The sequence below is a fragment of the Solibacillus sp. FSL W7-1324 genome (assembly GCF_038008025.1).
Taxonomy (GTDB): Bacteria; Bacillota; Bacilli; order Bacillales_A; family Planococcaceae; genus Solibacillus.
This window is the reverse complement of the sequence record NZ_JBBOYH010000001.1, coordinates 919757-945626: the sequence shown is the minus strand read 5'-3', so window position 1 is coordinate 945626 and position 25870 is coordinate 919757. Positions and strand designations below refer to the sequence as shown.

Below are 25870 nucleotides of genomic sequence, written 5' to 3'. Positions count from 1 at the left end.
TAAATAATGTACCACATCCCCCCACTTTCCACCACCAATTTCCTTGCTTCTCATACCAATAAAATGAAATTGCGTAAATGAGCATATTCTCACACATACGTTCGGTGCCAAAAGACACAAAAAAGAGTTATCTGCATGTGAGATAACTCTTGTTTTTTATAAGGTAATAAGTTGGTGTTTCATGGAAATACTCATAGGTAATTCCAATAAATCATCAATCAACTTCTCCCCATAGGTATTTAGAAATAAATACGGGTTATATAACCGCTCTTGATAACTATCATTCGGATATAATAGTGACTGGATCGTTTTATATTGGCGAATCGCAACTTCATGCTTTTCTATATTTTGCTGTTCCAGTTTTGAGCGTAAATAATGGAATTGGCGTTCGTGGTAATTTTTATTCTTCTCCAATAAATCTTCTACATGATAGTTACCATGCTGAAGATAGCTCGTCAGCTGTTCGTATTGTTCTTCCATCTGTTTTTGCATCTGCTCAATTGCGCGAGTTACTTGCTCGTCTCTCACACTTTCTACAAATTGTGCTAAATGCTCATCGACCTTGCCTGTCAGCACATCCGTTACAGATAGTTCTTTCTGTTCCAATAATGCATCTACTTGACGGGTTACAAGCGTAATGCTGAGTCTAGGCGCAAATATCGGCATTTGCAGCTGCAGTGTATCAAAAGCAGGCTTTAACGTAGCCCAATAAGCAAGCTCACCAGGACCGCCGACAAAAGCGAGTACCGGCAGTGCCATTTCCTGCATTAATGGTCGGGTTACAACATTATTGCTTAAACTTTCAGGAGACTCATTCGCTATAGCCAATAGTTCCTCTTTTGAAAAATTCGCATGTGCCGTTCCATTTTTATAATGGCCGCCACTTCTTTCCAGCAGAAAACGCTCGCCTTCTTTAATGTAAAATAAATTCGCATTTTGCTCCGTCGCTTCGATTGGCATTGTATAGCCATTCTCCGCAAGCTTTCTTTCCTGCGCTACAACACCCGTTGCAATTGATTCGTTCTTTTCAATCAATTGGACAAAATAGTTTTTTTCATATTGTCTGAACGGTCCATATGTTGCATCCAACATTAATAAACCATGTTTTTTAAATAAATCATTCATCAGTAGCGTAAAGAAATCCGTAAATGTTTCACTATTTTCTGCATGGCTCAAAACATTTTTCAGCAAGTCTGCTGTATGTTCTGTTTCTCCGAAATCTTTAAATACATTTAAAATAAACTGTTGTAGTGCTTCTTTATTCAATTCTGTAGTCGAGGCCATTTTCTTCAGCTTAGAACGTTCACTGTAACCACGTTTTTTCACTTCGCCGTTTGCCATTGTATACGTATGATTGATCTCTTCAATATCGTGATCTTCACCCGCAACCCAAAACATTGGTACGACTGGTGCATTTAGTTTTTCTCTTTGTTGTTCCGCCAGCAGAATAACCGTAATCGCTTTATGAACAGAATAGAGAGGACCTGTCAGCAATCCAGCCTGCTGACCACCCACTACCACTACCGCACCTTGTTCAAGCTCATCTAAGTGATGCGCCGTTTTTTCCGAGATGCCATACCGCTCCATATAACTACGAATAATTTGAGCCAGCTCTTTCGAACGATATGCACGATTTTTCAAATATGCAAATCGTTGATCAAAAGCTCCCTCATTATATTTATATTCAAAAAACGAATGGATATCTGCATTCTCCGACCAATAGTCCGCTAATAGCTTATTCGTTACTGGTGAATTTATTTGTTCTAGCTCCATGAAAAATTCTCCTCTACTTCTCTTTACTCAATTTTAAATTTACCTTTATCATTGTTTTGCCTCTTGTTTTCCGGATACTAGTTTATAGTAAAAGAAAAGTCCAGCCACCTAATCAACCATCATAAACATCATAACTGAATGGGTAATTCCAACAATCCAAATTATAAAATAAGTGATGCTGAACAATAAAAAGTAAAAGCGCCATATTTTTTTCATTAATGGCTTTACTTCAAGTTCTTTTTTCGTTCGCCAATCAACATATGTAAAAACAATCGCAATTACAAGTACGACAATTAGCATCGGCATTAATATACCAATATTCCATACTGCTTGTAACGCAATTGGTATCGAAAATAACAAAAGAAATGTTGTAATATCCGCTGCCAAGCCAATCGCTTTATATTTATTCATCCGAAGCTTACGGCATATGAGCAGCATAGTGATAAAAACAATAATCGGGCACACAATAATTGTCGCCACTAAATATTGAAAAAATAATATCACAGTTGTTCACCGCTCTCTTCAAATGCTTTCACTAGTTGATAAAGTGTTTGTAACACAGGTAATTCTTTCCCGTTTTGCTCCGCCTTTTTCAAAATTGCTCCCGCTATCGTATCAATTTCGGTTTTGCGATTTGCGAGACGATCTGCCAGCATAGACGAAGTATTTTCTGCGGTCTTTTCACAAAGCGCAACCACTTGTTCAAATTGGAACGTTTCTTTAAAATGCGGAAATGCCGTCATGAGTTCGTTATATAATTTGTTTAATAATTGTAATGTATAGCTCTGTGAAATCAGCTGTCCATTTTTCACTTGCAATATCGCGGTTAATGGATTGATAAAACAATTCAGCAGCGCTTTCTCCATCAGCATCATTTCGGCATCCTGTTCAAATACGATCGGCAATTTTGACGATGAAAGTTCAAGCAGGAAATCAAACTTGCTGTGGTCCCCTTTTGCAACAGCAATCTTCATCACGCCTTCCCCTTTATGGGCGATATGATACTGCGACAGTTTTAGAGCCCCGAATTGGATCGAGCTAAATGCAATATGGGCTTTACTTAATGCAAGTGCTTCCTCATAATGCGCTAAACCATTTTGCAAAAATAATAACGGAATAGATTCTTTTATCTGCTCCATACTTGCATACACTTCATGAAGTTGTCCATATTTTACTGCTATGATGATTAAATCCGCTCCATTTGAAAGTGCCGAAATATATTTAACATTGACGGTCACGACAGATTGATTCAAATTCGTCCTAGCAATCTGAATATCCCTACATACAGTTTTTTCAGCAGGTTTTCCGACAATATATATGTCCATATTCTTTTCAGCAAAATAGCTTGCTACTAATAAACCAACTGCACCTGCCCCAATGATTTCAATTCGCATTATATTATACCTCAAATTTATTTCGAATTAAAAAGGTCTGCCTTCAAGACAGACCTTTAGGTAAATTTATTATACTGGATATACCGGATGTTTTCGATAAGGTAAGACAATTTGTTTTGAATTATAGTAATTAAAGCGTTGAATTAATGTATGTCGAAGTTGATTTGGTGCGACAATATCATCAATCACCATTTCGGAAGCCAATTTGTATAAATCAATTTCTTCCTTGTATTCTTCGATTTTTTGTTTCACAAACTGTATCCGCTCTTTCGGATCTTCAATCGCCTCGATTTTATTTGAATAAACAGCATTCACAGCCGCTTCAGGACCCATAACCGCGATTTGGGCTGTCGGCAATGCAATGACTGCATCCGGTTCAAATGCCGGTCCGCACATTGCATATAGGCCAGCTCCATAAGCTTTACGAACGATAACCGAAATTTTCGGTACTGTTGCGGAACTCATCGCTGATATAAATTTCGCCCCATGCCGAATAATGCCTGCCTTTTCTACTTTTGTACCGATCATAAAGCCCGGTACATCCGCTAAAAATAGCAGCGGAATGGAGAAGGCATCACATAGCGTAATGAACTTCGCTGCTTTGTCGGCAGAATCGATAAACAATACGCCGCCTTTTACTTTCGGCTGATTGGCGATGATCCCTACAACTTGCCCATCGATGCGGGCTAGCCCTGTGATCAGTTCAGAAGCGAAAAGCTTTTTAATTTCAAAGAAGCTGTCTTCATCAATGAGCTGTTCAATGCATTCATACATATCAAACGGCGCATTCTGATTTTCCGGAATAATCTCTTCCAGTGTTCTCCCGCTTTTCGGTGCCTTTGTTTCATCAATCGGCGGGAATTCTGCAAAGTTCGCAGGGAAATAACTGATATAACGTCTCGCCTCACGGATTGCCTCTTCTTCGTTTGCAGCCAATACATCCCCACAGCCGCTAACGGTACAGTGCATACGCGCTCCACCCATTTCTTCCAGCGAAACTTTTTCACCGATAACTTTTTCAGCCATTCTCGGTGATCCTAAGTACATTGAAGCATTTCCGTCCACCATTATTACAATGTCACAAAAGGCCGGAATATAGGCTCCTCCTGCAGCAGATGGACCGAATAAAATACATATTTGAGGAATCATTCCGCTCATACGTACTTGATTATGGAAAATACGACCTGCTCCTCGTCGACCAGGGAACATTTCCAGCTGATCTGTAATGCGCGCTCCTGCAGAATCGACTAGGTAAAGCATTGGTACTTGCATCTTTTCAGCAGTTTCTTGAATACGGATTATTTTTTCAACTGTTCGCGATCCCCATGATCCAGCTTTGACAGTAGAATCATTCGCCATAACGCATACCGTTTGCCCGTCAATTTGCCCAACAGCTGTTACAACACCATCTGCAGGCAAATCACCGGCATCAACGTTAGCGAAACGGGCATCTTCCTCATAAATTCCATCATCAAATAGTTGTTTCAAGCGATCCCGGACAAAAAGTTTATTTGTTTCTTTTAACTTTTCATGATATTTTGGTTGCCCGCCTGCATATATTTCTTCTATTTTTTGCTGTAAGTGTTCGTTATAAGTAGGCTGTGTCATTATCTTTCCTCCATCACTTAAGCTAATTCTACTAAAATATCATTCTCTTCAACGAAATCTCCTTCAGCAACAGTAATTTTTGCTACTGTCCCATCCAATTCTGCTTCATGCGGGATTTCCATTTTCATTGATTCCAAAATGATGAGTGTTTGCCCCTTTGTCACACTGTCCCCTTCTTTAACACTTACTTCGAATACTGTTCCTGCCATCTGTGCTTTTACTTCTGCCATGCAAAAGGCCCCCTTGTTAGAAGATATTTGCGCTACTTGCGCTATGTTTCTACCTCTATTGTAAGTAGCCTTAAAATTAATTACAATTATTTTCTCGAAAAATTATTTTATTTCTATTTATAACTCATTTTTCTTCAACTAGGTTTCCCTTTAGTTAAGGCTACACCTTGCTGTAACCACTTCGTAATTTTGTCGTACTCTGATTGCAATTCCGAATATTTCATTTCTAGTTCGTTATATGCTTCTGTCAATTCTTCAAAACTAGATAACGCCAGCTTTAAGTGACTGCGCATCAACTGCTTCGGGCGCTTTCTGACACTGTTCAACACCTGTCCATACTGCGCTCGCAATGTTTTATTCCAGCGAAAGCCGCAAGCTTGCTTTGTCCGGTTTAATTCCTGTGCTGCCTGTTCAAAAGCTTCTAGTTGTGTACGTCCATTTTGAACTGTCTGAATCACAATTTCCGCTAACTTTTCATCGTCTGCAATTGTCCATTGATCTTTCCTTCTTTTTTGCTCCACAGTTGCACCACCTCATATTTTTTACTACTATATGCCATGATGAACAAAATAGACTTAAAAACAAAAAAAGTTACGAGAAAAATAGTTTTCATCGTAACTAGGGATCGTTAAGCAATTTGTTAACGGATTATTTTTTCTTCTCAAGGAAGTTCTGCACTGCTTTATGATGAGCTTCAGACTCCCACAGCTTTGCACATAGTCGGATTTCTTCCATCACCCGCTCATACATATTGCGTTCACGCCATTTTCTTAATTCAATTTCTTTATATGCCTGGTGCACGGAAGGATGAACCTTCACCATATGCTCAATGAAATCGGCAAGCGCCTGCTCTTTTGTTCCTTCGATATAGACGCGCATTGCCCAGCCAATCTCATATAACGTTTGCGCGTCATATGGTTTTGCATCTACGAGCATTTTTAATGCACGATCATGGCGAAGGCCACGCTCAAATAAATAAGTTCCTCCACCCCATCCGGACGTAATCGCCAATGTCCCTTGAATAAAACCGGCTTTGGCATGTGAGGAAATCAGGCGGAAATCACAAGCTGTCGCAATTTCACAACCGCCGCCAACAGCCGTCCCATTAATTAAAGCAATTGTCGGTACAGGCAATGTCGCTAAGTCATATAAAATATTGCCCATTTTACTCAGCATGCCAAACGCTTCTTCTTCTGTTTCCAAACTATGAAACTCTGACAAATCCCCACCCGAGCAAAACGACTTCTCTCCAGCACCTGTAATAACTAAAAAGCGCACATCATTATGTTCTTTTATGTAAGCAATAACTTCTTTTAAACCATCCATCACCGCATAGTTTATCGCATTTCTTTTTTCTTCTCGGTTAATCGTAAATGTTAAAATCCCATCTTCATTCTGAATTAAATAATCCACTTTCCCATCCCCTTTAGTAATTATTTCGATATATCAAACTATTCTAATAATAGTAGAGCGCTATTGTTTTGACAATGCTTCTATCGAAAAACAGAAAAAAGACTAGTTAAGAGCCATGGTCTCTTAACTAGTCTTTATATAGCGTAAATACTGAATTATTTCGCTACTACTTCTTTACCTTTGTATTGTCCGCAAGCTTTGCAAACGCGGTGAGATAGTTTAGCTTCTCCACAGTTTGGGCAAGCTACCATACCAGGTACAGATAGTTTGAAATGCGTACGACGCTTTCTTTTTGCAGTTTTAGAAGTTCTTCTAAATGGTACAGCCATTGATGGCACCTCCTTACAGATATTTATTCATCTGTTTGATCAAAATACTTAGCTAAAGCAGCCAGTCTTGGATCCAATTTTGGTTCGTCAACTTCCTTAGCTTTTTCTACATCTTCATCCGTTGAATAGTCCCAGCCTTTACCGCCATGCACTTGTCCTTCGGTATTCTCTTTGAATACTTGCATCGGTACTTCCAGAAGAATTAATTCCTCCAGGACTGGTTTCATATCAACAACGTCACCATCAACATAATGGATATCGTCCTCAACATCCCCGCGATTTCTCTCATCGGTCCAGCTGAAAACCTCTACCGTTTCAATGTTCACAGGATATTCAACATCTTCCCACGTGCGTGCACATGGAAGCGTCAACGTAGTGCTAATCGTTAATTGACAAGTCATTTGCGATGCACCAAAAGTACAAAGCCCTTTTACATGAACGGGTGAAACGTTTCGAATATCGGGGTTACGAGTTTTTACTTCATCCAACTGAACAACTGTATCAATCGGCATTCCGTCTTTTCGAAACTTTGATAATTGATGAATTGACCATTTCATTCGTTAATCACCTCGAGACAACACTGTTTATTATATAGCCCATAAAAAAAGATGTCAAGATAATTTCTTGTCACTATTACAAAACGTGCTTATAATCAAATTAATTCTAACATATTGCATAGATACATTCATTTCGAATGTATTGATGCGAACAAAAAACTATTTTAGCGTAAGGGGGAAGTTTATGCAAGCCGTCGGTATAGTTGTTGAATATAATCCGTTTCACAATGGCCATCTGCATCACGTAAACGAAGCAAAACGTACAACGAACAGTGATATTGCGGTTGCTGTTATGAGCGGTCAGTTTTTACAGCGAGGAGAGCCAGCACTCGTCGACAAATGGCATCGGACAAAAATGGCACTCGCAAGCGGGGTCGACGTCGTAATCGAGCTTCCCTATATTTTCAGTACCGCTCAGGCAACTGATTTTGCTTCAGGTGCCGTACAGCTACTGGAAGCAATGCAATGTACAACATTAGCATTTGGGAGCGAACAAGGAAGCATCACGCCCTTTCTGAACACCTATCACTTAATCGAAAGCAATCGTACACTTTATAATTCCATCATTAAAGAAACAATCCAGCAAGGCAAAAGCTACCCGCAAGCTCTTTTTACGGCATATGAACAGCTTAAACAACTTTCCCCGGATGCATACATTGATTTAGGGCAACCAAATAATATATTAGGCTTCCATTACGTCGAAGCAATCGAGAAGAATCAGACTATTATGCGGCCCGCTACTATTCAGCGAATTGCTGCAGGTTATCATGATGCGATTGATACAGACAGTGAAATTGCCAGTGCAACCGGGATTCGACAGGCATTGTTCAGCGGTAAGTCTCTAAAACAGGTTACACAATATTTACCTGAGTCAAGTATCGATCAACTTGTTCACTGGCAGGAAAATCATGGTCTCTTTGCCAGCTGGCATGGTTTCTGGCCACTTTTACAATATGCTATTTTAAGACATACCCCTCAGCAGTTAAAACAGTATGCAGACGTATCAGAAGGGCTTGAAAACTCACTTATTAAATATGCAAGAACAAGTTCGGATTTTGAGGAGTTTATGAATGCGTTGAAATCGAAGCGTTATACATGGACAAGACTGCAGCGAATGCTGACACATATTTATACAGGAATCACAAAAGAACAGTTACATGCCTATTCAAGCCCTACTTATATTCGGATATTGGGCATGACAGCAGCGGGACAGCAATATATTTCAAAAATTAAAAAGTCCCTTTCACTGCCGCTCATCAGCCGGGTTGCAGCTGTCAATGATCCAATCCTGGCGATCGATCTGCACGCGACCCAGATGTATCAATTAGGCATTCAGCAGTTTTCAAATAAAAAAATAGACGAAGATTATAAAACTCCGCCTATTCGCTATTAATTTTTCGGTTTCAGTTGTTTTAAATAATTCAGGGCATCATCGATCGTTTTTACAGGAACGACTTTCATATCGGACTCAATGTCCTTAGCTGTTTCGGCTGCCACCTCATAATTTGAAGTAATGCTTGGGTTATACTCAAGCATTTCTTTTGTTATTTCATCATCAGGCGCAAAGAAAATATCGACGCCTTCTTTATCCGCAGAAACAACTTTTTTCTCAATACCGCCGATTCGGCCTACTGTTCCATCCTCCAGCATTTCACCGGTACCTGCAATTTCATAGCCTCTTGTTAAATCTTCATCGATCAGCTGATTTAACAACTCTAAAGTAAACATTAAACCGGCAGACGGTCCGCCGATATCCTCTGTTTTAACGGTCACTTTCGGGTCTGTTTTGATTGACTTACTTTCTGAATAGGTAATACCGATCCCGATACGCCCTTCAGAACCTGGAATTTCTTTAATCTCCAATGTTTCATCAATCAGTTTTCCATCACGTTTTACAACTAGGTTAATCTTATCCCCTTTTACTTTCGGTGTAATCAGCGTCAAAAACGTATCCAAACTGTCAATACGCTCATTATCCACTTCAACAATTTCGTCTCCCGGTTTTAAATGACCGTCTGCAGCACCATCTGCAAGGACATTCAACACATAAAGCCCTTTGTATGTCACCTGATAATCAAGCCCCGCTCGATTGAACGCTACATACGTTGCATTAAACTGGGAGTCCGTCATATATTTCAACTGACGAACATTATACTCTTCGTCATCTTCTTCCTCTTGTCGCACATCTGATAATTTTACAATATCATAATAATCCGCGACGGCTGCCAGTGCATACGTTAGCGGAGTTGCCTGCCCCATTGCAACGGTCGTCATATAAAATGAACCTTCATCGTCCTGGTCCCCATTTTGAATAGCCAAAAATTCGCTTACATTATATGTACCACCCGGTTTTGTAATATAGTAATCCAACCGATAAAATGACAAACCCATTAATATAATTAAAAACAGGCCAAATGCTATTTTCCCTTTATTCCCCATTTATTTGAACTCCTCTATAATTAATCACTTTCACATCATCGTAATTGTATCCGGACCAATATTTGTAAGCTGTTAACAAATAGTAAGACGATTCCTCAACAAAAATCGTTCCTTGAAAATTACGTTCTGACTACTTGAAATACTAATTTAATCTTCAATTGCATACAATTAGTGTAGCATTTGAACGAGCGAATGACAAAATATTGAAAAGGATGAAAAATATTTGGACAATCCTTTTATGTATTACATTAATTAGTTTATTATTGTTCTTCCCGGAAATGACACATGTTGGCGCAGACATTGGTGTTTCACTTTTTATGGAAGCTTTATTTCCATACTTACTGCCGTATTTAGTGTTAACAACTTGGCTTTTAAAATTGACCCATTCCTATAATAACTCACCGTTTTTCGTTTTTTTGCAAACCTACGGAATTAGTGCAATCGGGGGGTACCCTACAGGTGCTGCTACAATTACGCAACTCGTGAAACGTAATTCGATCACAAAGCAGCAAGCTGCCTATTTACTAGGTATTTGCCATTGTCCAAGCCCGCTATTTTTATTCGGCTTTGTCGGAAGTGATTTATTAAATTCCACATCATTCAGCTGGCAATATTTAATTTTATTACATAGCTTCTCACTCATTTTACTCATTGCCGTATATAAATTATCTCCTCCGCTTTCGAAGGAAGTGCATAGAGCACCAAAAGACCCGACACCGTTTACGTCAAGTATCAAGGAAAGTGCCCCGACGATATTAATTGTGGCAACAACGATCATCTTCTTTACGACGATTTATCAAGTGTTTCTACATAGTGTCGAAATGGTTTTCAAATCAATTCCTACCTATTTAGAAATTGGAATTGCCAGCTTTCTCGAAGTTACGAACGGGTTACATTTACTGCACCAGCAACTATATGGCGACATGCTCATATTTTTCACTGTCGTATTTTTGACAACTCAAAGTCTAAGTATTCATCTTCAGGTAATCGTAATTGCCCGATCGGCAAACATTGCGATTCGACCATATATTTTCACACGTCTGATTTACAGCATTGTCATTCCGATCTTATTTTTCCTGCTGTTTCTATAAGAAGTTTTTTAATGGAGTCCATTGATTTCCGTTGCGGCGGACGCTTTTTTGCGGGTACAGCCAGCTCCATTGCGAAAACAAAAGAACTTCTGTGTAAGGGATCATCCTTCACAGAAGTTCTTTTTTATTTGGAGAATTTTTCGTTTAATGCGTGTTCAACATGTGCTGGAACAAGTTCACTTACATTCCCGCCATATTTGGCTACTTCTTTTACAATGCTTGAACTTAAAAATGAATACTGATTTTTTGACATGATGAAAAATGTTTCAATATTTTCATCAAGCACTCGGTTCATCGAAGTAATCTGCATTTCATATTCAAAGTCGGAAACTGCACGTAAACCACGGACAATGGCTTTCGCTTTCTTTTCACGGGCATAATCGATCAGTAATCCCGAAGAGGTTTCGATTCGAATATTCGGCAAATCTTTTGTCACTTCTTTAATTAAGGCTGTACGTTCTTCTATTGAGAACAATGGTTTTTTTGCTGAGTTATTTAATACTGCGACATATACTGTGTCAAAAACATCGGCTGCCCGACGAATGATATCTATATGACCATTCGTAATCGGATCAAAACTTCCAGGTACTACTGCGATTTTTTCTGTCAAACGATTTCTCCCTCTTCCTCTTCATGACGATAAATAGAAATGATCGTACTGCCGTATTCTTCTTGTCTTACAAGGTTAAAGCTGCCGTAGTTTTCCGGCAGCGTGACTTCTGTTGAATGCTCGCACATAATGATTGCATCATGCGCCAATTTCCCGCCCTCAACAAGTGTTTCGACTAAATCATAATATTCCTTTTTGTGATATGGCGGATCCAAAAATAAGTAGTCAATGACAATATCTCTTTTTAATAAAGCCTTCACCGCACGCGTCGCATCTGTCCGGAAAAGTTCAGATACATTCTCATAACGGCATTTTTTTATATTTTCCTGGAGTACTTGGAAAGCACGTGCATCTTTCTCAATAAACAGCGCATGGTCTGCCCCCCGACTAAGTGTCTCGATACCAAGTCCGCCACTTCCGGCAAATAGGTCTACTGCCAAACCACCATTAAAGAATGGTCCAATCATATTAAAAATGGATTCCTTTACTTTATCTGTTGTCGGTCGTGTTGTATTTCCTGTAATCGCCTTTAAAGGCATTCCTTTTCTGTCTCCTGCAACAACGCGCATGTTTTCCACCAAACTTTCTTACTAAATCGTTTTTAAGGAGCCGTAATATCAATCCGGTCTTCCGTTTTTTTAATGTCAACTAAAAACAGGCGCTGCAACCACGATTCCTCAATGAAATATTGACCCGCAACCTGTTTTACAGGTAACGATGCCGTATTATAGCGTCGCTGATTAAATACATAAAAACCCGGTTCGTGCGGGAATCGGAATTCACGTGTTTCACTTACGGCATAATAACCGTGTTCACCTATACTTACATCATACCCGATTGATTCAAGCAGTAAATCCGCTCCGTACAATACTTCGCCATCTTTTAGTACGACTTGTACGGCAGCTTGCTTTTCCGAATTGACATATAGATGCCGTGGGTCATTATATAAAAACGGATAGGACTTTTCTGATTGGGCGTTCATCGAAATATATTTCGTAGAAGCTCCCAATATTTCAGACAGCTCCTTGTCGAGTAGTTCTCCACTGACTTTTTTACCTTCCAATGCGCGTAAACGTTCCCGCCAATCTGTCAATTGCCCGTCCGTTAATTGGCCGGTAATTGTTGCAGCGACTTCTTTTGTTTTTTCAGTACCAAATACTGTACCCGTTAAAAAGGAGGCCATTAATTCTTTCAGCCAATACGGACTGTCACCAAACTCATACGTTGCTTCAAGTTGGGTAATCAGTATATTTCGCTGCACCTTCGCAACGGTTGCATCTGGCACAAAAAGCATACGGAATCCGTCTATACCATCAACATTCGTGCCATTAATGACTGTAAGATGCTCGTCGTTTATAAAATTGACTTTTTCCAGCTTTTCATAAAATGCAGCTTTTAATGGGGTTCTTGAATAAATGGAAACAGCACCCACTTCATTTTGCAGCGCAAAGTCCCCATCTTGCCAAAACAGATCTTTTACAGGACCTTCCCCGCTAAACATCGAATAGTTGACTAGTGACAAGTTTTGTTCACCGATTAGCGGCAAACCTGTTACCCATTGTCCTTTCACTTCTTTTCCAGTGGAAATATGGACAGTAGTGAATTGGACGTCACCGTTTTTTAATGTAGCAAAAACATTTTTCATCAGCTTACGGGACTGTAAGCCGTTTGTTAATGGAATAACATAGGAAATCGATTGTGCCCGTGTTTCTCCTGCATTAAACTTTGTGGAGTCTTCACTTAAACGTGCACAGCTATGTTCATTTTCTATAAAACAATCCGGATTAATGGAAGTTTTCGGCCATTCAATCATAAGTTCTTCATTCGGCAAATTTTTAAAGTGCTGACGAATATCCAGGCTTTCGCCACGGTACACTATTTCAATTTCCTGAGAATAACGATAGCCTTTCTCTGTCGAATCCAAATTATCCGAATAAACTTGGAACTGCATAAAAAGTATAGTTCCGATTAGTATCGTTAAAAATGAAAAAATACTAACGGCAATTTTCAAGTGCCTGACCTCCTGCGTCATGTTACTATTATAAAGAAAGGATGTGCTAAAAATGATTCAACAATTTATCGAACTCGGTCAAGGCTATGGCGATATATACGAGCTTTGCGAACTGGTCAAAACAAATGAGCATCGATTCCATAACGCATTTATTTTCACCGCAACTCATGATGGCAATTCAGTCGCTTCGTTAGCCGTGGCTTTTAAACCATCAGGTGAAAGCAAATTCATGCCAATATATATTTGCCGCGAAGGGATTCCATATAGCGAGGAAAAACTGTCAAAGCGAATTGAGATATTTAAACAAACGATTCAAGATGCTAAGCAGCAAGAAAACATTCTTGAAATTAAACACTCATCTGTTTTTTCGGAAAAAAATCAGTTTTATCAATACTTAATTGGTATTTTAAGATTAAATCGTTACATACCACCGATGCAGTAAGTAAAAATTATAAGCCAATTTTATAATCGTACTCTTTTGCCTTATCCGGCTTTGCATTTTCAAATTCATTTTTAACAAATGGACGGTATGATTCAACAACGTCTTTCACAAATGGAAGGCGTTGTATTTTATTTTTCAATGTTTCGATTTCGTCTCGATTACAATAAATCACAACATATTTTAATCTTCTGGAGATGAAATTTACGTGACCATACTTCCTTAACGACTTCGCATGTTTTAATTGATGAACGTATATAATTAAACCTTGTCTTTCATTCATGGAAAACTCCTCGTTTCTTCATAAAAAAATTTATATTCAGCTTAATCACGCAACAAATTCCTGTAAATTTCTTCAGTTTCAAGCCGTCTTTTTCACTAAAAGCATACCAAATGTGCAAATTGTTAGCAACAGAGTTTAGACAGTTCCACTTCTTTTCCGTTATAATGGAAAATAGTAGAGTGAGATATACACTTCATACTATTTTAAGCTTTAAAAACACATTTATTGCACATAGCTTTCAACGAAACAATGTACGGTTAGAGGAGGACGAATTTAATGGGTAAGAAAACTAAAGTTGCTTTAGCAATCGCGGCGGCTAGTGCGGCGGCATGGGCAGGAACAAAAGCGATTTCAAAGCCGCAAAAACGTGAATCAAAAGAAGCATTACAATTTGAACGTCCAATTATTATCGCACAACATGGAGGCGCTGGTCTGGCACCTGAACATTCGTTACTTGCTTTTGAACGAGCAGCGGAAATCGGTGTGGATGGCTTTACAGTAAGTGTACGCCTTTCAAAAGATGAAGAAATTGTCGCTTTTCATGATGCAACGGTAGACCGCACAACAAATGGCTCTGGCTTTATTAAAGATTTTACACTTGAACAATTAAAAGAACTCAATATCGGCTACAACTTTGAAGATTTAGAAGGTGCTTTCCCATACAGAGAACAGCATGTACTTGCCGTGACATTACGCCAATTAATCGAAACTTATCCAGATAAACTATTTATCGTAAACATTCAAGATAGTCCAGACACATATGAAGGTAGTTTAATGCCTTCTAAACTATGGCGCTTAATTGAAGAATTGAATATTCAATACCAGGTAATCGTGACAAGTCCGTATAGCGAACAAATCGACCGCTTCAACTTATATGCGCAAAACCGTATCGCTCTTGGTGCCGGTGAAGGCGATATTAAGAAGGCAATGACGTCATTTACAAGCCAATTCGGTCATCTGTATCACCCAAAAGTGGACTTGTTCATCGTTCCACTGAAACAGGGTGTTTTCAATTATGACTCACCGCGCTTTATTAAGTTTTTATCGGAACTTAATGTACCGACAATTTACAGTGATATCGATGATCTTGTAACAATGAACCGTGTCATCCGACAAGGGGCAATGGGGATTGTGACAAACCGTCCGGATATCGCAGAAGTACTCATCCAAAAAGTATCGCAATAACAAATAAAAGCTCCCGAAAATTTTCGGGAGCTTTTTTATTACATTAAGCTGAACACGAACAACCGCCGCCTGTGCCGCATCCGCTGCCGCAGGAAGAACTGCTCGCAAAAAACGGATTGCTTACCGGAACTTTGACAGCTTCCGAAACGGAATGGCCGATAAGAAGGCTGATTTCATCAAGTAAATCCTGAAAATCATTTTCCGCCACTTTGAGTGCCGCAATTTGTTCATTCATATCGATCAGACGCTTTTCTGTTCGAATTTTTTTCATAATTATATTGTAATCAGGATGGTATTTGCCAAAGCGTTGTACATCCTCATATTGGTCTTTTAATCGTTGAAAGGCCATAATTTGTGCGCTTAATTCCGCATCCTCGTAAACTGCCTTTTTCGCAAGACGAAGGTTTTCGGCTTGCTCAGAGGAAAGGATCATCGCATTTAATTCATCGACCTCATCTAAAATAAAAACCCAATCAGAAGTCATGAGCATTGTTTATTCCTCCAATCTCACTTTATCATAACAGAATTGAAGGGAAAATCAATGATTGTTCAACCGACGCTTTTCCAATTGTCTTACCATTTCCCGAACAAATACTAAATCTGAAAAGTATTTTTGTTTTTCACCGATTTGCTGTGTTTTTTCATGACCTTTTCCTAACAGTACGATTGTATCGCCTTCTTCCGCATAATTAAGTGCGTGCTCAATCGCTTCTTTCCGGTTAAGGCATTCAATATACTCCTGGGTAGAAGAAAAACCTTCACGGATTTGCTTATTGATCTGCTGCGGACTTTCATTGCGTGCATTATCTGTCGTTAAAATAATATAATCCGCATAAATGGAAGCAATCATTCCCATTTTCGGACGTTTTGCCTTATCTCGGTTACCACCACAGCTAAACATGACAATTAACCGGCGCTTTGTATGTTTTTTCAAAGTTTGCAGAATCATTTTCATCGCATCCGGTGTATGGGCATAATCGACGACGATCGATAAGCCTAACTGGTTTTTCACATGCTCAAACCGTCCTTCAGGCAATATTAGATTTCCGATAGTATTGCATATATCACTTAACGGAAAACCGAGCTGTGCAACACAGCTTACTGCCGCAAGTACATTACTGCACTGATAGTCACCCACTAACGGGATGTTCACTATATGCTTCTCTTTCTTATGCTGAATACAACAAGTCGTTGATGCTGGTCCGTCAACTAGCGTTTGGAAAAAGTAGTCGACATGGCTTCCCTTGCCGAAAAAAATACGTTTGCCTTTTGTCGCTAAACCAATGGAACGACAAACACTGTCATCACTGTTGATAATATTTTTTTTCGCCAAGGTCGATAAAATCTGCTTGGATAGTTTGTAGCGTTCAAAACTTCCATGGTCCTCAATGTGATCTTCTGTCACATTCAAGAAAATACCGATATCAATATCACAATGATCCAGACGATGTTTTTCCAGACCAACGGATGAAGCTTCCAGAACAACGTAAGGTACTTCGAGACGAATCGCCTCTTTAAACAAAAACTGAATATTTTTCGCCTGCAATGTTGTCAGTGCTTCCATTTCCGGATAACATTTTTCCTGGTCGATAAAAACACCATTCGTACCGATTACCATAGTCCGCTTATCCAACTGATTTAAAATTTGTCCGATAAAATGTGTAACAGTTGTTTTACCGTTTGTGCCTGTTACCCCAATCACGGTTAGTGCTTCTGCGGGGAAATTATAAATTTTTGCACTTGCATAGGCAATAAAACTCAAACAATTCGGTACCCAAATAATCGGTACAGGTAAATCGGCTTCATTAAAGTAATTTTCATCATCTACTACAATTGCTGCAGCACCCTTCTCCAAAGCGCTGTCAATATACGAAATACCACTCGACTTATTTCCCTTCCTTGCAATAAAAGCATCTCCGGGCGCAATAAGATTCGCATCGTCTTCCACTCGTTTTATTTCCACTCTAATGGAGCCCTTCATAGTGCACGGCCAATCTTTAATCAATTCTCCAATTTGCACGGTTTCACTCCTTACCATACTTTATGAAGACAAAAAAAAAACGCTACATATCGCAGCGTTTAATTTTTAATTTTTATTTTTGTTTCACATACAGCTGTGTATAGTAATTCATAAAAGCCCCGGAACCGATATGCGTAAACTCCTCATCCGTAAGCAATGTCCGGTGTTCCTTCGAGTTCATCCAGCCATGTATCACCTCAATGGCATCTTTATAATTTGTTGCCACATTAACACCATGGCGTTCATAATTCTGGTGTACTTCATTCAACTGGTCTTCAATCTTATATTCATCATTTGTTACTTGGGAATCCATCATTCCTAAAAGCATATCTTCACTATGATAATCCGCCACTGAAGCGAGCGTGTCTGAAGGGAGTAAAGCTGGCAATTCGTATTGCAACCGCAAGGAATTTGCCAAGTCCGTCAATTGTCTTCTGTTGGCCAAATTAATATCGATTTGCATATAGCTTGACGGTGTGCTTGCTTCAAAAAGCTCTCCTATAAACTGCATCTCATACGGCTTATGCAATACGAGTGTTTCCCCATCCAGAAAACGGACACTGTATAATTGATTCGTTTCTTGATCTATGTATAATTGAGCGTAAAGATCCTCATATTTTACTAAAATACGATTATGTAAATCTTGTTCATTCATTGCAAACATATAAATATTATCATCGAGCTCAACGGTTATTTCCTGTCCCAATACTGTCGTACGATAAATATCCTCCAATAGCTCTCCGACTTGGAACGGTGCAATATCGAATTGACTATTATTTGTATAAATCTGATTTACACGGTCTTCCTTTATACTGACCATTAACAGTCCATTGTCCGTATCATAAATCCACCATTCATACCCATATTCCGACGGATCGATTCGCTTCGGAATACTATAGGCTTCCAATACATCCTTCGAAGTTTTACCTATTAATGTAGAAATACCTGTAACCGCCCGCGGAAGAAACTGTTCAGTCGGTATGGAAGGTTCCAGTTCGACTACCGGTTTCGTAATGCTCGGCGGGCCTTCCAATAATTCGGTTTGTGAGGACTCTCCATTTGTATAATAAACGATAATCCCGATACAAGTTGCAATAATTAATATGCGAAATAAAACTTTCATTAAAATCCTCCACCATTATTTTAGGTAGTATAATTATACCAATTTTGGACACTATGACACAATGTTGTCATTGCATCAATTACCATTTTGTTCTATTATTAGAATTGACCGTAAACTTATGTACGATAGGCAAAGGGAGGATATAGAAATGTATTTTGAAAACACACAACTCGAACATGTTAAAGTTGACCAAGAAGTTTTAACGACAGTAATGGGCAAATTCGGCTTAGAATGCCACGGTGCATGGGACTATGACCGAATGACATTTGACCGCTGCTATGATGTACGTGAAGGTCGTTTTTATTTACGTGTTTTTTGTAATGCAGTATCAGGTGATGTAGGCGCACATAATGCAACTTTAAATATCAACAAACCTGCAATTGGAAAATACTATTATCCACACGGTGTTGAATACACAGATGAAGTATTCCCGGGACATCTTGTAAAAGAATGTGAAAAAGTACTGGCAGATGTTCGCAGAGAGCTATCAGCATACGGTATTTAATCCCTTTAAAAGCTGGCAATCCAACCCAGCTTTTTTAATTTGCCAAAAAGAGGTTGGGACATAACCCAAAAATGCTATTTTTCTCTGAAAGAAAAATAGCATTTTTTTGCTGAGCGTTAAAATTGATTTCCATTCCGGGACGCTTTCCGCGGGCGTGGCCTGAGCCTGTAGTCTCAGGCGTCACGCTATTCCCGCAGGAGTCGCCCTCCATTCCAATCAATTTTGCAATATATCCGTTTCTTAATAAAGGCTTTCTTCTTATTTAACAATAATTCTACTTATGTCTCTGCCTTCTTTCAATTTAAAATCCTAAAATTGCTTTAAAGACTGACGTCGTTTCGCCGCCTTCATAAATTACATAAAGCAGTGAATATACAATAACTCCGGTAATCGCTACGAAAAACCAAATAATACTTGTAATCGCACCAATTTTGCGGTGTAATTTCAGATTGGATTTAAGGCCTGAAATTATGCTTGTCAGACCGAATACTGCCCCAACTGTCGCTAATGTAATATGAAAAACTAAAAAGATTGTGTAATATATTTTCAGTTCATCCGGTCCACCGAAGGCCGTATTCCCAATAAATAGCGTACGAGATACATAAATGATAAAGAATGCCAAAGCTGAAACACCAGCTGCCAACATTACTTTTCTATGTGCTTCCACATTCCGCTTTGCGATCAATACCCATCCAATCGCTACAAGCACTGCACTAATAACAATAAATGACGTGCTTATTGTGGGTAATATAGGTAAATTCATTTGCAAATCTCCATTCTTACTTAATAATCAATATGAACAACATTATTATGTTGATTGCTCCAATTGTAACCAGTCTATCATTTCATTAGTACTGTGTTCTATTTTGAAACTCTTTTAAAGCATTATCTGTAATTTCCTGCTGATTCGAGCGCTCGGTATTCCACCACTTACGGAAAATTTTAAACAAAATAACCCCAAATATGATTTCCTGAATAATTTTCATCAATACGCCGCCGACTTGCTGATCACTTAATAAATCCATACTCGAGAACAGCTCAGGACCTGATAATGTAAGTCCTGATAATGTAGAGGAAGGAACACATAATTCCATTGCCTTCAGCCACATGTCACTATCACTGTATGTACCGTACATCGGACTCGAAGCAAATATAATAAGCGCACAGGCTGGTGTGATTAATACTGCATTCGAAGCAATATACGCCAATTTATTCATATTCTTCATTTCATGCTGTCCATCAACATTGTTCAATAATGGCCAGTACATAAAAATAGCTGAAATAAACAGAATCGCTGTGTAAGCAAGATGGTATACTTCATTTAATTTAATCGTGTCAAATACAGATGGTAAATGATAGACCGAAAATAAGCCAATAAAAACGATGATAGATACGAGCGGTTTAGTGAAAATTTTAAAAATCGTTCGCATTACCGGCGCTTCCACAACCACTTTCCAAACCCACCAAGGAATTCCTTTTATAAAGAAGATCGGCACCAATAATAGTAAAAAGGCCATTTGCGTCATATGCATTGTAAACATAATATGACCAAGCAAATCAATTGGAGATCCTTTAATTATATAAAAAGAAATGATTCCTGCTATAAAATAAGCTGCTTCACTTTTCTTTAATGGTTCACTTACTTTAAATTTTTCTCGCCATGTAACAGTCAGTAAAAAATAGAAAGCCGTTACAATTAGTAAACACCCGAATAAATATGGGCTCCATAATGCTTGAAAACCGAATATACTTATTGGCATATGACCATGCTCCTTTAAATATCAGTAATTTTATCCCGCATTAACGGGTAGTAAAAGCCAGATTGGTTCGGGTCAACACGATGTTGGTCGCACAAGCTTTGTCACAGGACAGGACGTTTTCAGCTTATGTCCCTACTAAATAGTGGAAAATAAAGAAAACCCCACTAATAATACTTTCACTTTATTATAGATGGCAATTTCATCAACATCAATGAAAGAACTATGACAATTACTTGAATCAAACATTTATTTTCTATATAGGTTAGACATTACTATAAATAAAAGCAGTTTTACGTTATTTCCCTCATATTGTCCGTCGGGTTCCGCTTTGGGAGTTCGCTTTCCAAAGAAGTCTGGCATCCCTGTTATAAACAGCTCCTGTTTGGCTACCAACATATCTGCTAAACAAAAAACGCCCCTAGCATTTGCTAAGGACGTCAATTGTTATGCGATTAGTTCCCCCACCAAATAATAGTCGTAAACGCCACGAAGAACGTAAACGCGATGAAGGCAGCACTCCAGATGAAGAATTCAATGACACCAACCATATGGGTAGTGCGGTCTTCCAAGTGCATAAAAGCATAAAGTTGCAGTACTACTTGTACTCCAGCCAATAATAAAATAATCGGAATGATAAATGTTGGAGCAAAATCAGCCAGTACAGCGGCAAATGCGATAAAAGTCAGGAAAATCATGATCGCAAAGTTTACTACTTGTTTACGCATATGCGCTTTGGCATGTTCTCTGTCATATTCGAATTGTGCCTGAGTACGTACTTCTACATGAGTTTCGTGTCCCATTTTATCCAACCACTCCCATCAGATAGACTACTGTGAAAATGAATACCCATACAACGTCAATGAAGTGCCAGTAAAGTGAAGCTGCAAAGAACTTCGGTGCGTTGTATAAGTTCAATCCACGGCTACTATTGCGGATGATTAATCCCGTAATCCAAACTAAACCGATAATAACGTGCAAACCGTGCATCCCTACGAGCGTAAAGAACGCAGAAGAGAACGCCGATTGTGTATAACCAAACCCGATGTGTATATAGTGCTGGAATTCATAGATTTCCAGTGCAAGGAAGCCTAAGCCTAATAATACTGTAATCCCCATCCAAGTACGGACACCGGAATAGTTAAAGTTTCTCATATGGTACATCGCATATACAGATGTTAATGAAGATGTTAATAATAACATTGTCATCACAAACGCCAACGGTAACTCATAAAGTTCTTTTGCCGAGAATTCCATCCCTGCCGGACCGCTATCTTTAAGCGCGATATATGTAGCAAATACACTCGCGAATAGTACTGTATCCGATGCCAGGAAAATCCAAAGTCCAACTAACTTGTTTTTCCCTTCCATAGTAGCTTGTTCAGGGTGTTTCGGCCAAGTTTGTGGAGTAAATTTTTGATTAATATCCATTACTTGATACCCCCTTTATTACCTGTTGCACGGTAGTGAGCTAAATCCGCTTCCACTTGTTCAATTTCAGCAACTGTTACATGGAATCCTAAATCGTCTTTGAACGAACGAATAATCATACATGCGATTGTTAATCCAAGACCACCAATCATCAATGCTAAAGAAACGGCAGGTGTTGTACCTGTAGCTGTACCAGCCTGTACTTGATCTCCCCATGGGCTGTAAAGAGCACCAAATGCGGCAATCATCATTCCGATGGACATAATAAATGGCAGAATTGAATTGTTTGGCATATGAATTTCACCTAATGGCTCAGCATAAACCATACCTTCTTTGTTACCTTCTTCTTTTTCAATCCAATAAGGATCATAACCACGAATAAGTGGTGTTTGTTTAAAGTTATAGAATGGCAGCGGTGTTTCAAGCGCCCACTCAAGTGAACGACCATCGCCCCAGTAATCACGACGGTTAACCGGTTCAGATTTGATCGATAATATTGCGTCGATCACTAATAATATTACCCCGATTCCCATCATAATAGCACCGATTGACGAGATAAAGTTGAATAAATCCCAACCTTGCCCTTCCATGTAAGTGAATACACGACGCGGCATACCCATTAATCCTAAGAAATGCTGGATGAAGAACGTTAAGTGGAACCCGATGAAGAACATCCAGAAAGTAATCATTCCCAGTTTAGGATTTAATGCACGGTTAAACATAATTGGCCAGTAGAAATGTGCTGAACCGAATAAACCTGTTACGATACCACCTACGATTACGTAGTGGAAATGCGCAACGATAAAGTAAGAGTCATGCAGCTGATAGTCAAGTGGTGCAGTTGCCTGCATTACCCCTGTAACCCCACCAGCAACGAATGATGGAATAAATCCAAGTGCATAAAGCATTGGCACTGTTACTTTAATCGAACCGCCCCAAATTGTAAGGATCCAGTTGAATACTTTCATCCCTGTCGGAACAGCGATCGCCATTGTAGCAACAGCGAAAATTGCGTTCGCAGTAGCACCTAAACCAACTGTGAACATGTGGTGAGCCCATACCATGAACCCTAAGAAACCGATTAGAATTGTAGCGAATACCATTGATGAGTATCCGAATAAACGTTTACGAGCGAAAACCGGAATAATTTCCGAGAATAAACCGAATGCCGGCAATACTAAGATGTATACTTCAGGGTGACCGAAAATCCAGAATAAGTGCTCCCAAATAATTGTATTACCACCCATTGTATGATCGAAGAAGTTTGCCCCAAACATACGGTCAACTAACATTAAGAACAATCCACCAGTAAGTGGAGGGAATGCGAATAAAATTAAAGAACTTGCTACTAAAGTCGTCCAAGTAAATAAAGGCATACGCATGAACGTCATACCTGGTGCACGCATCGTAATGATTGTTACGATGAAGTTAATACCTGAAATTAACGTACCTGCACCCGAGATTTGCAGACCAAGAATATAGAAGTCGATACCATGGCCCGGTGAATATAAAGATAATGATGCATAAGAAGTCCAACCTGCATCAGGTGCTCCACCTAAAAAGAATGATAGGTGAAGGAATACTGCACCAATAAAGAACAGCCAAAATCCTAATGAGTTCAGGAATGGGAATGCAACGTCACGTGCACCAATTTGAAGTGGCACGACCGCATTCATAAAGGCAAATATTATTGGTGTTGCTGCTAAGAATAGCATCGTTGTGCCGTGCATTGTTAATAGTTCGTTAAACAGGCCTGCAGAAATGAACGTACTTTCAGGGAACATTAATTGAATACGCATCAGTAACGCTTCAAATCCTGCAATTGCGAAGAACAATGTACCGGCTGCTAAATACATGATTGCGATCTTTTTATGATCGACCGTTGTTAAATAGTCCCATACATGTGCTCCAAAGCCCTTTTTCTGTGTAACAGAGCTCACACCTTTAACCTCCTTCAATGTTTCTCTCTAATGTAGAATTACTTTTCAACTGATAATGTCATTAAATATTCAGCAATCGCTTGCGCTTCTTCCCTAGTAACATCGTATTTACCAGTCATTGTGTTACCTGGTTTAAACGGTTCAGGATCAACAATCCATTCAGTCGTATTTTCAACTGTATGCTCCAAGTAACCAGCCACACGGTTACGGTCACCGAAAGTCGTTAAGTTAGGACCTAATCCATTGCCTGCAACACCGGATACTGCGTGACATCCTAAGCAAGAGTTAGCAAATGTCGCTTCACCTAAATCAGAAGACTCTTTATCTGCTGTAGCTCCTTCAGTTGCCTGCATTGCTGCAACCCATGCGTCAAACGCTTCGGGTTCAAGTGCTTTTACTTTGAAGTCCATTAAAGCGTGTGAAGGACCACATAACTCCGCACATTTACCGTAGAATACGCCTTCACCATCGTTTAATCCGGCTGATTCTTTATCAAACTTTAAATAGAATTTGTTAATACCATCAACGTTCGTATCCATCTTTCCGCCAATTGCCGGAATCCAGAATGAGTGCTTTACATCAGATGCGATTAAGTTGAAGTATACTTTTTCATCAGTAGGAACAACCAGTTCCTGTGCTGTAATAATTCCTTGGTTTGGATATTCAAACTCCCACCAGTATAACTTTGCCGTAACATTTACAGTAAGTGCAGTATTGTTACCGCTTTCGTCTACTTCGTCCATTGCCGCAACGTTCGAGAATTTATACGTATAGTGCAGCGTTGGAACAGCTAAGACTAATAATAAAATAATTGGAATAACTGTCCATATTACCTCTAAAGTATGGCTGCCTTCCACTTGCTTCGGCATATGGTCTTCGCCAACTTTTGAACGGCGGAATTTAAAGAAAGCAACTAAATAAATTGTCGATACAACAATAACGACTAACGCCATAATAGCTATGGATAGATATAAGATGTTTAATTGCTCTTTACCGACTTCACCAGATGGACGAAGCGTCGAGATATACTCTTCACCACATGCTGAAAGGAATACTGTCATTACTGTTAATAACGAGAATAAACGCCATTTTTTAAGCCCTTTCATCATAGCTTAATAAACCCCTCTTTCTTTGTTGTATTTTCATGTGTAACCATGACTGCGGTTATGTCTATGTGAATTCTTGTACAGTGTAATACTGTACTGGAAAGAATCCCGATTTTTTAGCCGCCCATTACTTGCTGCTTCCCTTTATTGTCAAATATTGATTAGTCTCCTATTCTTCTAATCGACTTGATTCAAAAGTAGACGATTAGCAAAATTCTAATATATTTGAGTAAAGTTTCACTGAAATGATTTGGCTCAGAAAATGATAAGCCCTCACATGCTGACAGCAGTCACTGCTATCGGTTACAAAAATCCGCTTACGCATAAGTAGGATTTTGAAATTACTGAGACATTTTTACTTACATCCCATTTCACTGCCAACTTCTAGTTTATACTATTTTGCTAGAAAAATAAGCAAAAAATCTAGAAAACTTCAATTCTTCTTTAAGTCTTCATTAAAGTGATGACCGATTTCTATCTTATAAGTGCAAGAAAACTTAAAGAATAATTGTGATAAAATAATCTATAGTTCGACGGGATTTTGGTAAAAGGGTCCAATAACTTACTTCTCCTTTCAAATTTGTAAGCATATTCCGTTACCATAACTATATCTAAATTTGGATAGG

At 39.0% G+C, this 25870-nt stretch carries 28 protein-coding genes; 5 read left to right on the top strand and 23 right to left on the bottom strand.

Annotated features, from left to right (window positions below):
* Positions 1-156: 156 nt before the first annotated feature.
* The 9 genes from bshC to MKY71_RS04405 all read right to left on the bottom strand — a co-directional run bounded on the left by bshC (position 157) and on the right by MKY71_RS04405 (position 7304).
* On the bottom strand, positions 157-1773 hold the full coding sequence (gene bshC / locus MKY71_RS04445; protein WP_340731718.1) for a bacillithiol biosynthesis cysteine-adding enzyme BshC: 1617 nt from the start codon (positions 1771-1773) through the stop codon (positions 157-159).
* A gap of 108 nt (positions 1774-1881) precedes the next feature.
* Complete coding sequence (locus tag MKY71_RS04440; protein WP_339198012.1) at positions 1882-2277, bottom strand: DUF3397 domain-containing protein; 396 nt, start codon at positions 2275-2277, stop codon at positions 1882-1884.
* Positions 2274-3167, bottom strand: coding sequence for a ketopantoate reductase family protein (locus MKY71_RS04435; protein ID WP_340731717.1), 894 nt, complete (start codon positions 3165-3167; stop codon positions 2274-2276). Before MKY71_RS04435 ends, MKY71_RS04440 begins: the two co-directional genes overlap by 4 nt.
* Before the next feature lie 69 nt (positions 3168-3236).
* Positions 3237-4775, bottom strand: coding sequence for an acyl-CoA carboxylase subunit beta (locus MKY71_RS04430; RefSeq protein WP_340731716.1), 1539 nt, complete (start codon positions 4773-4775; stop codon positions 3237-3239).
* A 17-nt stretch (positions 4776-4792) separates the two neighbouring features.
* Positions 4793-5005: an acetyl-CoA carboxylase biotin carboxyl carrier protein subunit gene (locus MKY71_RS04425; protein WP_340731715.1), complete on the bottom strand. Its 213-nt coding sequence runs from the start codon at positions 5003-5005 to the stop codon at positions 4793-4795.
* A gap of 134 nt (positions 5006-5139) precedes the next feature.
* Positions 5140-5526, bottom strand: coding sequence for a transcriptional regulator (locus tag MKY71_RS04420; protein WP_339175443.1), 387 nt, complete (start codon positions 5524-5526; stop codon positions 5140-5142).
* 127 nt (positions 5527-5653) lie between these two features.
* The gene (locus MKY71_RS04415) at positions 5654-6418 is read right to left on the bottom strand and encodes an enoyl-CoA hydratase/isomerase family protein (RefSeq protein ID WP_340731714.1); all 765 of its coding nucleotides are present in this window, start codon (positions 6416-6418) and stop codon (positions 5654-5656) included.
* Positions 6419-6573: 155 nt separating this feature from the next.
* Entirely contained in the window at positions 6574-6747 is a 174-nt protein-coding gene (rpmF, locus tag MKY71_RS04410) for a 50S ribosomal protein L32 (RefSeq protein WP_008403415.1), read from the bottom strand.
* A gap of 23 nt (positions 6748-6770) precedes the next feature.
* The gene (locus tag MKY71_RS04405; RefSeq protein WP_339175441.1) at positions 6771-7304 is read right to left on the bottom strand and encodes a YceD family protein; all 534 of its coding nucleotides are present in this window, start codon (positions 7302-7304) and stop codon (positions 6771-6773) included.
* A 184-nt stretch (positions 7305-7488) separates the two neighbouring features.
* Between MKY71_RS04405 and MKY71_RS04400 the strand changes: the two genes are divergently transcribed.
* Positions 7489-8697 (top strand): nucleotidyltransferase, encoded by a 1209-nt coding sequence (locus MKY71_RS04400; protein WP_340731713.1) that lies wholly within the window; start codon positions 7489-7491, stop codon positions 8695-8697.
* Here MKY71_RS04400 and MKY71_RS04395 read toward each other — a convergent pair.
* The gene (locus MKY71_RS04395) at positions 8694-9743 is read right to left on the bottom strand and encodes a SepM family pheromone-processing serine protease (protein WP_340731712.1); all 1050 of its coding nucleotides are present in this window, start codon (positions 9741-9743) and stop codon (positions 8694-8696) included. The genes MKY71_RS04400 and MKY71_RS04395 overlap by 4 nt on opposite strands.
* Positions 9744-9955: 212 nt before the next feature.
* Here MKY71_RS04395 and MKY71_RS04390 point away from each other — a divergent pair, with 212 nt between their 5' ends.
* Entirely contained in the window at positions 9956-10834 is an 879-nt protein-coding gene (locus MKY71_RS04390; RefSeq protein ID WP_339176573.1) for a hypothetical protein, read from the top strand.
* Between the two features lie 124 nt (positions 10835-10958).
* Here MKY71_RS04390 and coaD read toward each other — a convergent pair whose 3' ends face one another.
* From coaD to MKY71_RS04375, 3 genes are read right to left on the bottom strand one after another with little or no spacing between them, the layout of a single operon-like run.
* Positions 10959-11444, bottom strand: coding sequence for a pantetheine-phosphate adenylyltransferase (gene coaD, locus MKY71_RS04385; RefSeq protein WP_339198003.1), 486 nt, complete (start codon positions 11442-11444; stop codon positions 10959-10961).
* A complete protein-coding gene (rsmD, locus tag MKY71_RS04380) occupies positions 11441-12013 on the bottom strand; it encodes a 16S rRNA (guanine(966)-N(2))-methyltransferase RsmD (protein ID WP_339175434.1) in 573 nt (190 codons plus the stop codon). Before rsmD ends, coaD begins: the two co-directional genes overlap by 4 nt.
* 32 nt (positions 12014-12045) lie before the next feature.
* Positions 12046-13455, bottom strand: coding sequence for an RNA polymerase II (locus tag MKY71_RS04375; protein ID WP_340731711.1), 1410 nt, complete (start codon positions 13453-13455; stop codon positions 12046-12048).
* A 52-nt stretch (positions 13456-13507) separates the two neighbouring features.
* On the opposite strand from MKY71_RS04375, the gene MKY71_RS04370 reads away from it, so the two are divergent.
* On the top strand, positions 13508-13897 hold the full coding sequence (locus MKY71_RS04370) for a DUF7147 family protein (RefSeq protein ID WP_339175430.1): 390 nt from the start codon (positions 13508-13510) through the stop codon (positions 13895-13897).
* Positions 13898-13904: 7 nt separating this feature from the next.
* On the opposite strand, the gene MKY71_RS04365 is transcribed toward MKY71_RS04370, so the two are convergent.
* Positions 13905-14177, bottom strand: a complete 273-nt coding sequence (locus MKY71_RS04365; protein WP_008403430.1) for a YlbG family protein — start codon at positions 14175-14177, stop codon at positions 13905-13907.
* A gap of 276 nt (positions 14178-14453) precedes the next feature.
* Between MKY71_RS04365 and MKY71_RS04360 the strand changes: the two genes are divergently transcribed.
* Positions 14454-15362, top strand: coding sequence for a glycerophosphodiester phosphodiesterase family protein (locus MKY71_RS04360; protein ID WP_339175428.1), 909 nt, complete (start codon positions 14454-14456; stop codon positions 15360-15362).
* Positions 15363-15405: 43 nt separating this feature from the next.
* Here MKY71_RS04360 and MKY71_RS04355 read toward each other — a convergent pair whose 3' ends face one another.
* Genes MKY71_RS04355 through MKY71_RS04345 form a run of 3 tightly spaced genes read right to left on the bottom strand, consistent with a single transcriptional unit; the run spans position 15406 to position 18505 of the window.
* Positions 15406-15852 (bottom strand): YlbF family regulator, encoded by a 447-nt coding sequence (locus MKY71_RS04355; protein WP_008403432.1) that lies wholly within the window; start codon positions 15850-15852, stop codon positions 15406-15408.
* A gap of 48 nt (positions 15853-15900) precedes the next feature.
* The gene (locus tag MKY71_RS04350; RefSeq protein WP_340731710.1) at positions 15901-17400 is read right to left on the bottom strand and encodes a UDP-N-acetylmuramoyl-L-alanyl-D-glutamate--2,6-diaminopimelate ligase; all 1500 of its coding nucleotides are present in this window, start codon (positions 17398-17400) and stop codon (positions 15901-15903) included.
* A gap of 55 nt (positions 17401-17455) precedes the next feature.
* Positions 17456-18505, bottom strand: coding sequence for a CAP domain-containing protein (locus MKY71_RS04345; protein WP_340731709.1), 1050 nt, complete (start codon positions 18503-18505; stop codon positions 17456-17458).
* 148 nt (positions 18506-18653) lie between these two features.
* On the opposite strand from MKY71_RS04345, the gene MKY71_RS04340 reads away from it, so the two are divergent.
* Positions 18654-19010 carry a YugN family protein gene (locus tag MKY71_RS04340; protein WP_008403436.1) on the top strand — a complete coding sequence of 119 codons (357 nt, stop codon included), beginning with the start codon at positions 18654-18656 and terminating at the stop codon, positions 19008-19010.
* Between the two features lie 301 nt (positions 19011-19311).
* Here the strand turns inward: MKY71_RS04340 and MKY71_RS04335 are convergent, their stop codons facing one another.
* The 6 genes from MKY71_RS04335 to coxB form a co-directional block, all read right to left on the bottom strand.
* Positions 19312-19773 (bottom strand): DUF420 domain-containing protein, encoded by a 462-nt coding sequence (locus MKY71_RS04335; RefSeq protein ID WP_339175422.1) that lies wholly within the window; start codon positions 19771-19773, stop codon positions 19312-19314.
* 85 nt (positions 19774-19858) lie between these two features.
* Positions 19859-20770, bottom strand: a complete 912-nt coding sequence (gene ctaG, locus MKY71_RS04330; RefSeq protein WP_339175421.1) for a cytochrome c oxidase assembly factor CtaG — start codon at positions 20768-20770, stop codon at positions 19859-19861.
* A gap of 452 nt (positions 20771-21222) precedes the next feature.
* A complete protein-coding gene (locus tag MKY71_RS04325) occupies positions 21223-21570 on the bottom strand; it encodes a cytochrome C oxidase subunit IV family protein (protein WP_339175420.1) in 348 nt (115 codons plus the stop codon).
* A gap of 1 nt (position 21571) precedes the next feature.
* Positions 21572-22198: a cytochrome (ubi)quinol oxidase subunit III gene (locus MKY71_RS04320; protein ID WP_339175419.1), complete on the bottom strand. Its 627-nt coding sequence runs from the start codon at positions 22196-22198 to the stop codon at positions 21572-21574.
* Positions 22198-24138, bottom strand: a complete 1941-nt coding sequence (locus tag MKY71_RS04315; RefSeq protein ID WP_339175418.1) for a cytochrome c oxidase subunit I — start codon at positions 24136-24138, stop codon at positions 22198-22200. Before MKY71_RS04315 ends, MKY71_RS04320 begins: the two co-directional genes overlap by 1 nt.
* Before the next feature lie 38 nt (positions 24139-24176).
* Complete coding sequence (gene coxB / locus MKY71_RS04310; RefSeq protein WP_339175417.1) at positions 24177-25247, bottom strand: cytochrome c oxidase subunit II; 1071 nt, start codon at positions 25245-25247, stop codon at positions 24177-24179.
* Positions 25248-25870: the final 623 nt, after the last annotated feature.

Excerpts from the sequence above, each read along its gene's own strand:
- bshC (WP_340731718.1), bottom strand. The coding sequence starts at position 1,773 with ATGGAGCTAGAACAAATAAATTCACCAGTAACGAATAAGCTATTAGCG.
- MKY71_RS04435 (WP_340731717.1), bottom strand. The coding sequence starts at position 3,167 with ATGCGAATTGAAATCATTGGGGCAGGTGCAGTTGGTTTATTAGTAGCA.
- MKY71_RS04430 (WP_340731716.1), bottom strand. The coding sequence starts at position 4,775 with ATGACACAGCCTACTTATAACGAACACTTACAGCAAAAAATAGAAGAA.
- MKY71_RS04425 (WP_340731715.1), bottom strand. The coding sequence starts at position 5,005 with ATGGCAGAAGTAAAAGCACAGATGGCAGGAACAGTATTCGAAGTAAGT.
- rpmF (WP_008403415.1), bottom strand. The coding sequence starts at position 6,747 with ATGGCTGTACCATTTAGAAGAACTTCTAAAACTGCAAAAAGAAAGCGT.
- MKY71_RS04405 (WP_339175441.1), bottom strand. The coding sequence starts at position 7,304 with ATGAAATGGTCAATTCATCAATTATCAAAGTTTCGAAAAGACGGAATG.
- MKY71_RS04400 (WP_340731713.1), top strand. The coding sequence starts at position 7,489 with ATGCAAGCCGTCGGTATAGTTGTTGAATATAATCCGTTTCACAATGGC.
- MKY71_RS04395 (WP_340731712.1), bottom strand. The coding sequence starts at position 9,743 with ATGGGGAATAAAGGGAAAATAGCATTTGGCCTGTTTTTAATTATATTA.
- MKY71_RS04390 (WP_339176573.1), top strand. The coding sequence starts at position 9,956 with ATGAAAAATATTTGGACAATCCTTTTATGTATTACATTAATTAGTTTA.
- rsmD (WP_339175434.1), bottom strand. The coding sequence starts at position 12,013 with ATGCGCGTTGTTGCAGGAGACAGAAAAGGAATGCCTTTAAAGGCGATT.
- MKY71_RS04370 (WP_339175430.1), top strand. The coding sequence starts at position 13,508 with ATGATTCAACAATTTATCGAACTCGGTCAAGGCTATGGCGATATATAC.
- MKY71_RS04365 (WP_008403430.1), bottom strand. The coding sequence starts at position 14,177 with ATGAATGAAAGACAAGGTTTAATTATATACGTTCATCAATTAAAACAT.
- MKY71_RS04360 (WP_339175428.1), top strand. The coding sequence starts at position 14,454 with ATGGGTAAGAAAACTAAAGTTGCTTTAGCAATCGCGGCGGCTAGTGCG.
- MKY71_RS04355 (WP_008403432.1), bottom strand. The coding sequence starts at position 15,852 with ATGCTCATGACTTCTGATTGGGTTTTTATTTTAGATGAGGTCGATGAA.
- MKY71_RS04350 (WP_340731710.1), bottom strand. The coding sequence starts at position 17,400 with ATGGTAAGGAGTGAAACCGTGCAAATTGGAGAATTGATTAAAGATTGG.
- MKY71_RS04345 (WP_340731709.1), bottom strand. The coding sequence starts at position 18,505 with ATGAAAGTTTTATTTCGCATATTAATTATTGCAACTTGTATCGGGATT.
- MKY71_RS04340 (WP_008403436.1), top strand. The coding sequence starts at position 18,654 with ATGTATTTTGAAAACACACAACTCGAACATGTTAAAGTTGACCAAGAA.
- MKY71_RS04335 (WP_339175422.1), bottom strand. The coding sequence starts at position 19,773 with ATGAATTTACCTATATTACCCACAATAAGCACGTCATTTATTGTTATT.
- ctaG (WP_339175421.1), bottom strand. The coding sequence starts at position 20,770 with ATGCCAATAAGTATATTCGGTTTTCAAGCATTATGGAGCCCATATTTA.
- MKY71_RS04325 (WP_339175420.1), bottom strand. The coding sequence starts at position 21,570 with ATGGGACACGAAACTCATGTAGAAGTACGTACTCAGGCACAATTCGAA.
- MKY71_RS04320 (WP_339175419.1), bottom strand. The coding sequence starts at position 22,198 with ATGGATATTAATCAAAAATTTACTCCACAAACTTGGCCGAAACACCCT.
- coxB (WP_339175417.1), bottom strand. The coding sequence starts at position 25,247 with ATGATGAAAGGGCTTAAAAAATGGCGTTTATTCTCGTTATTAACAGTA.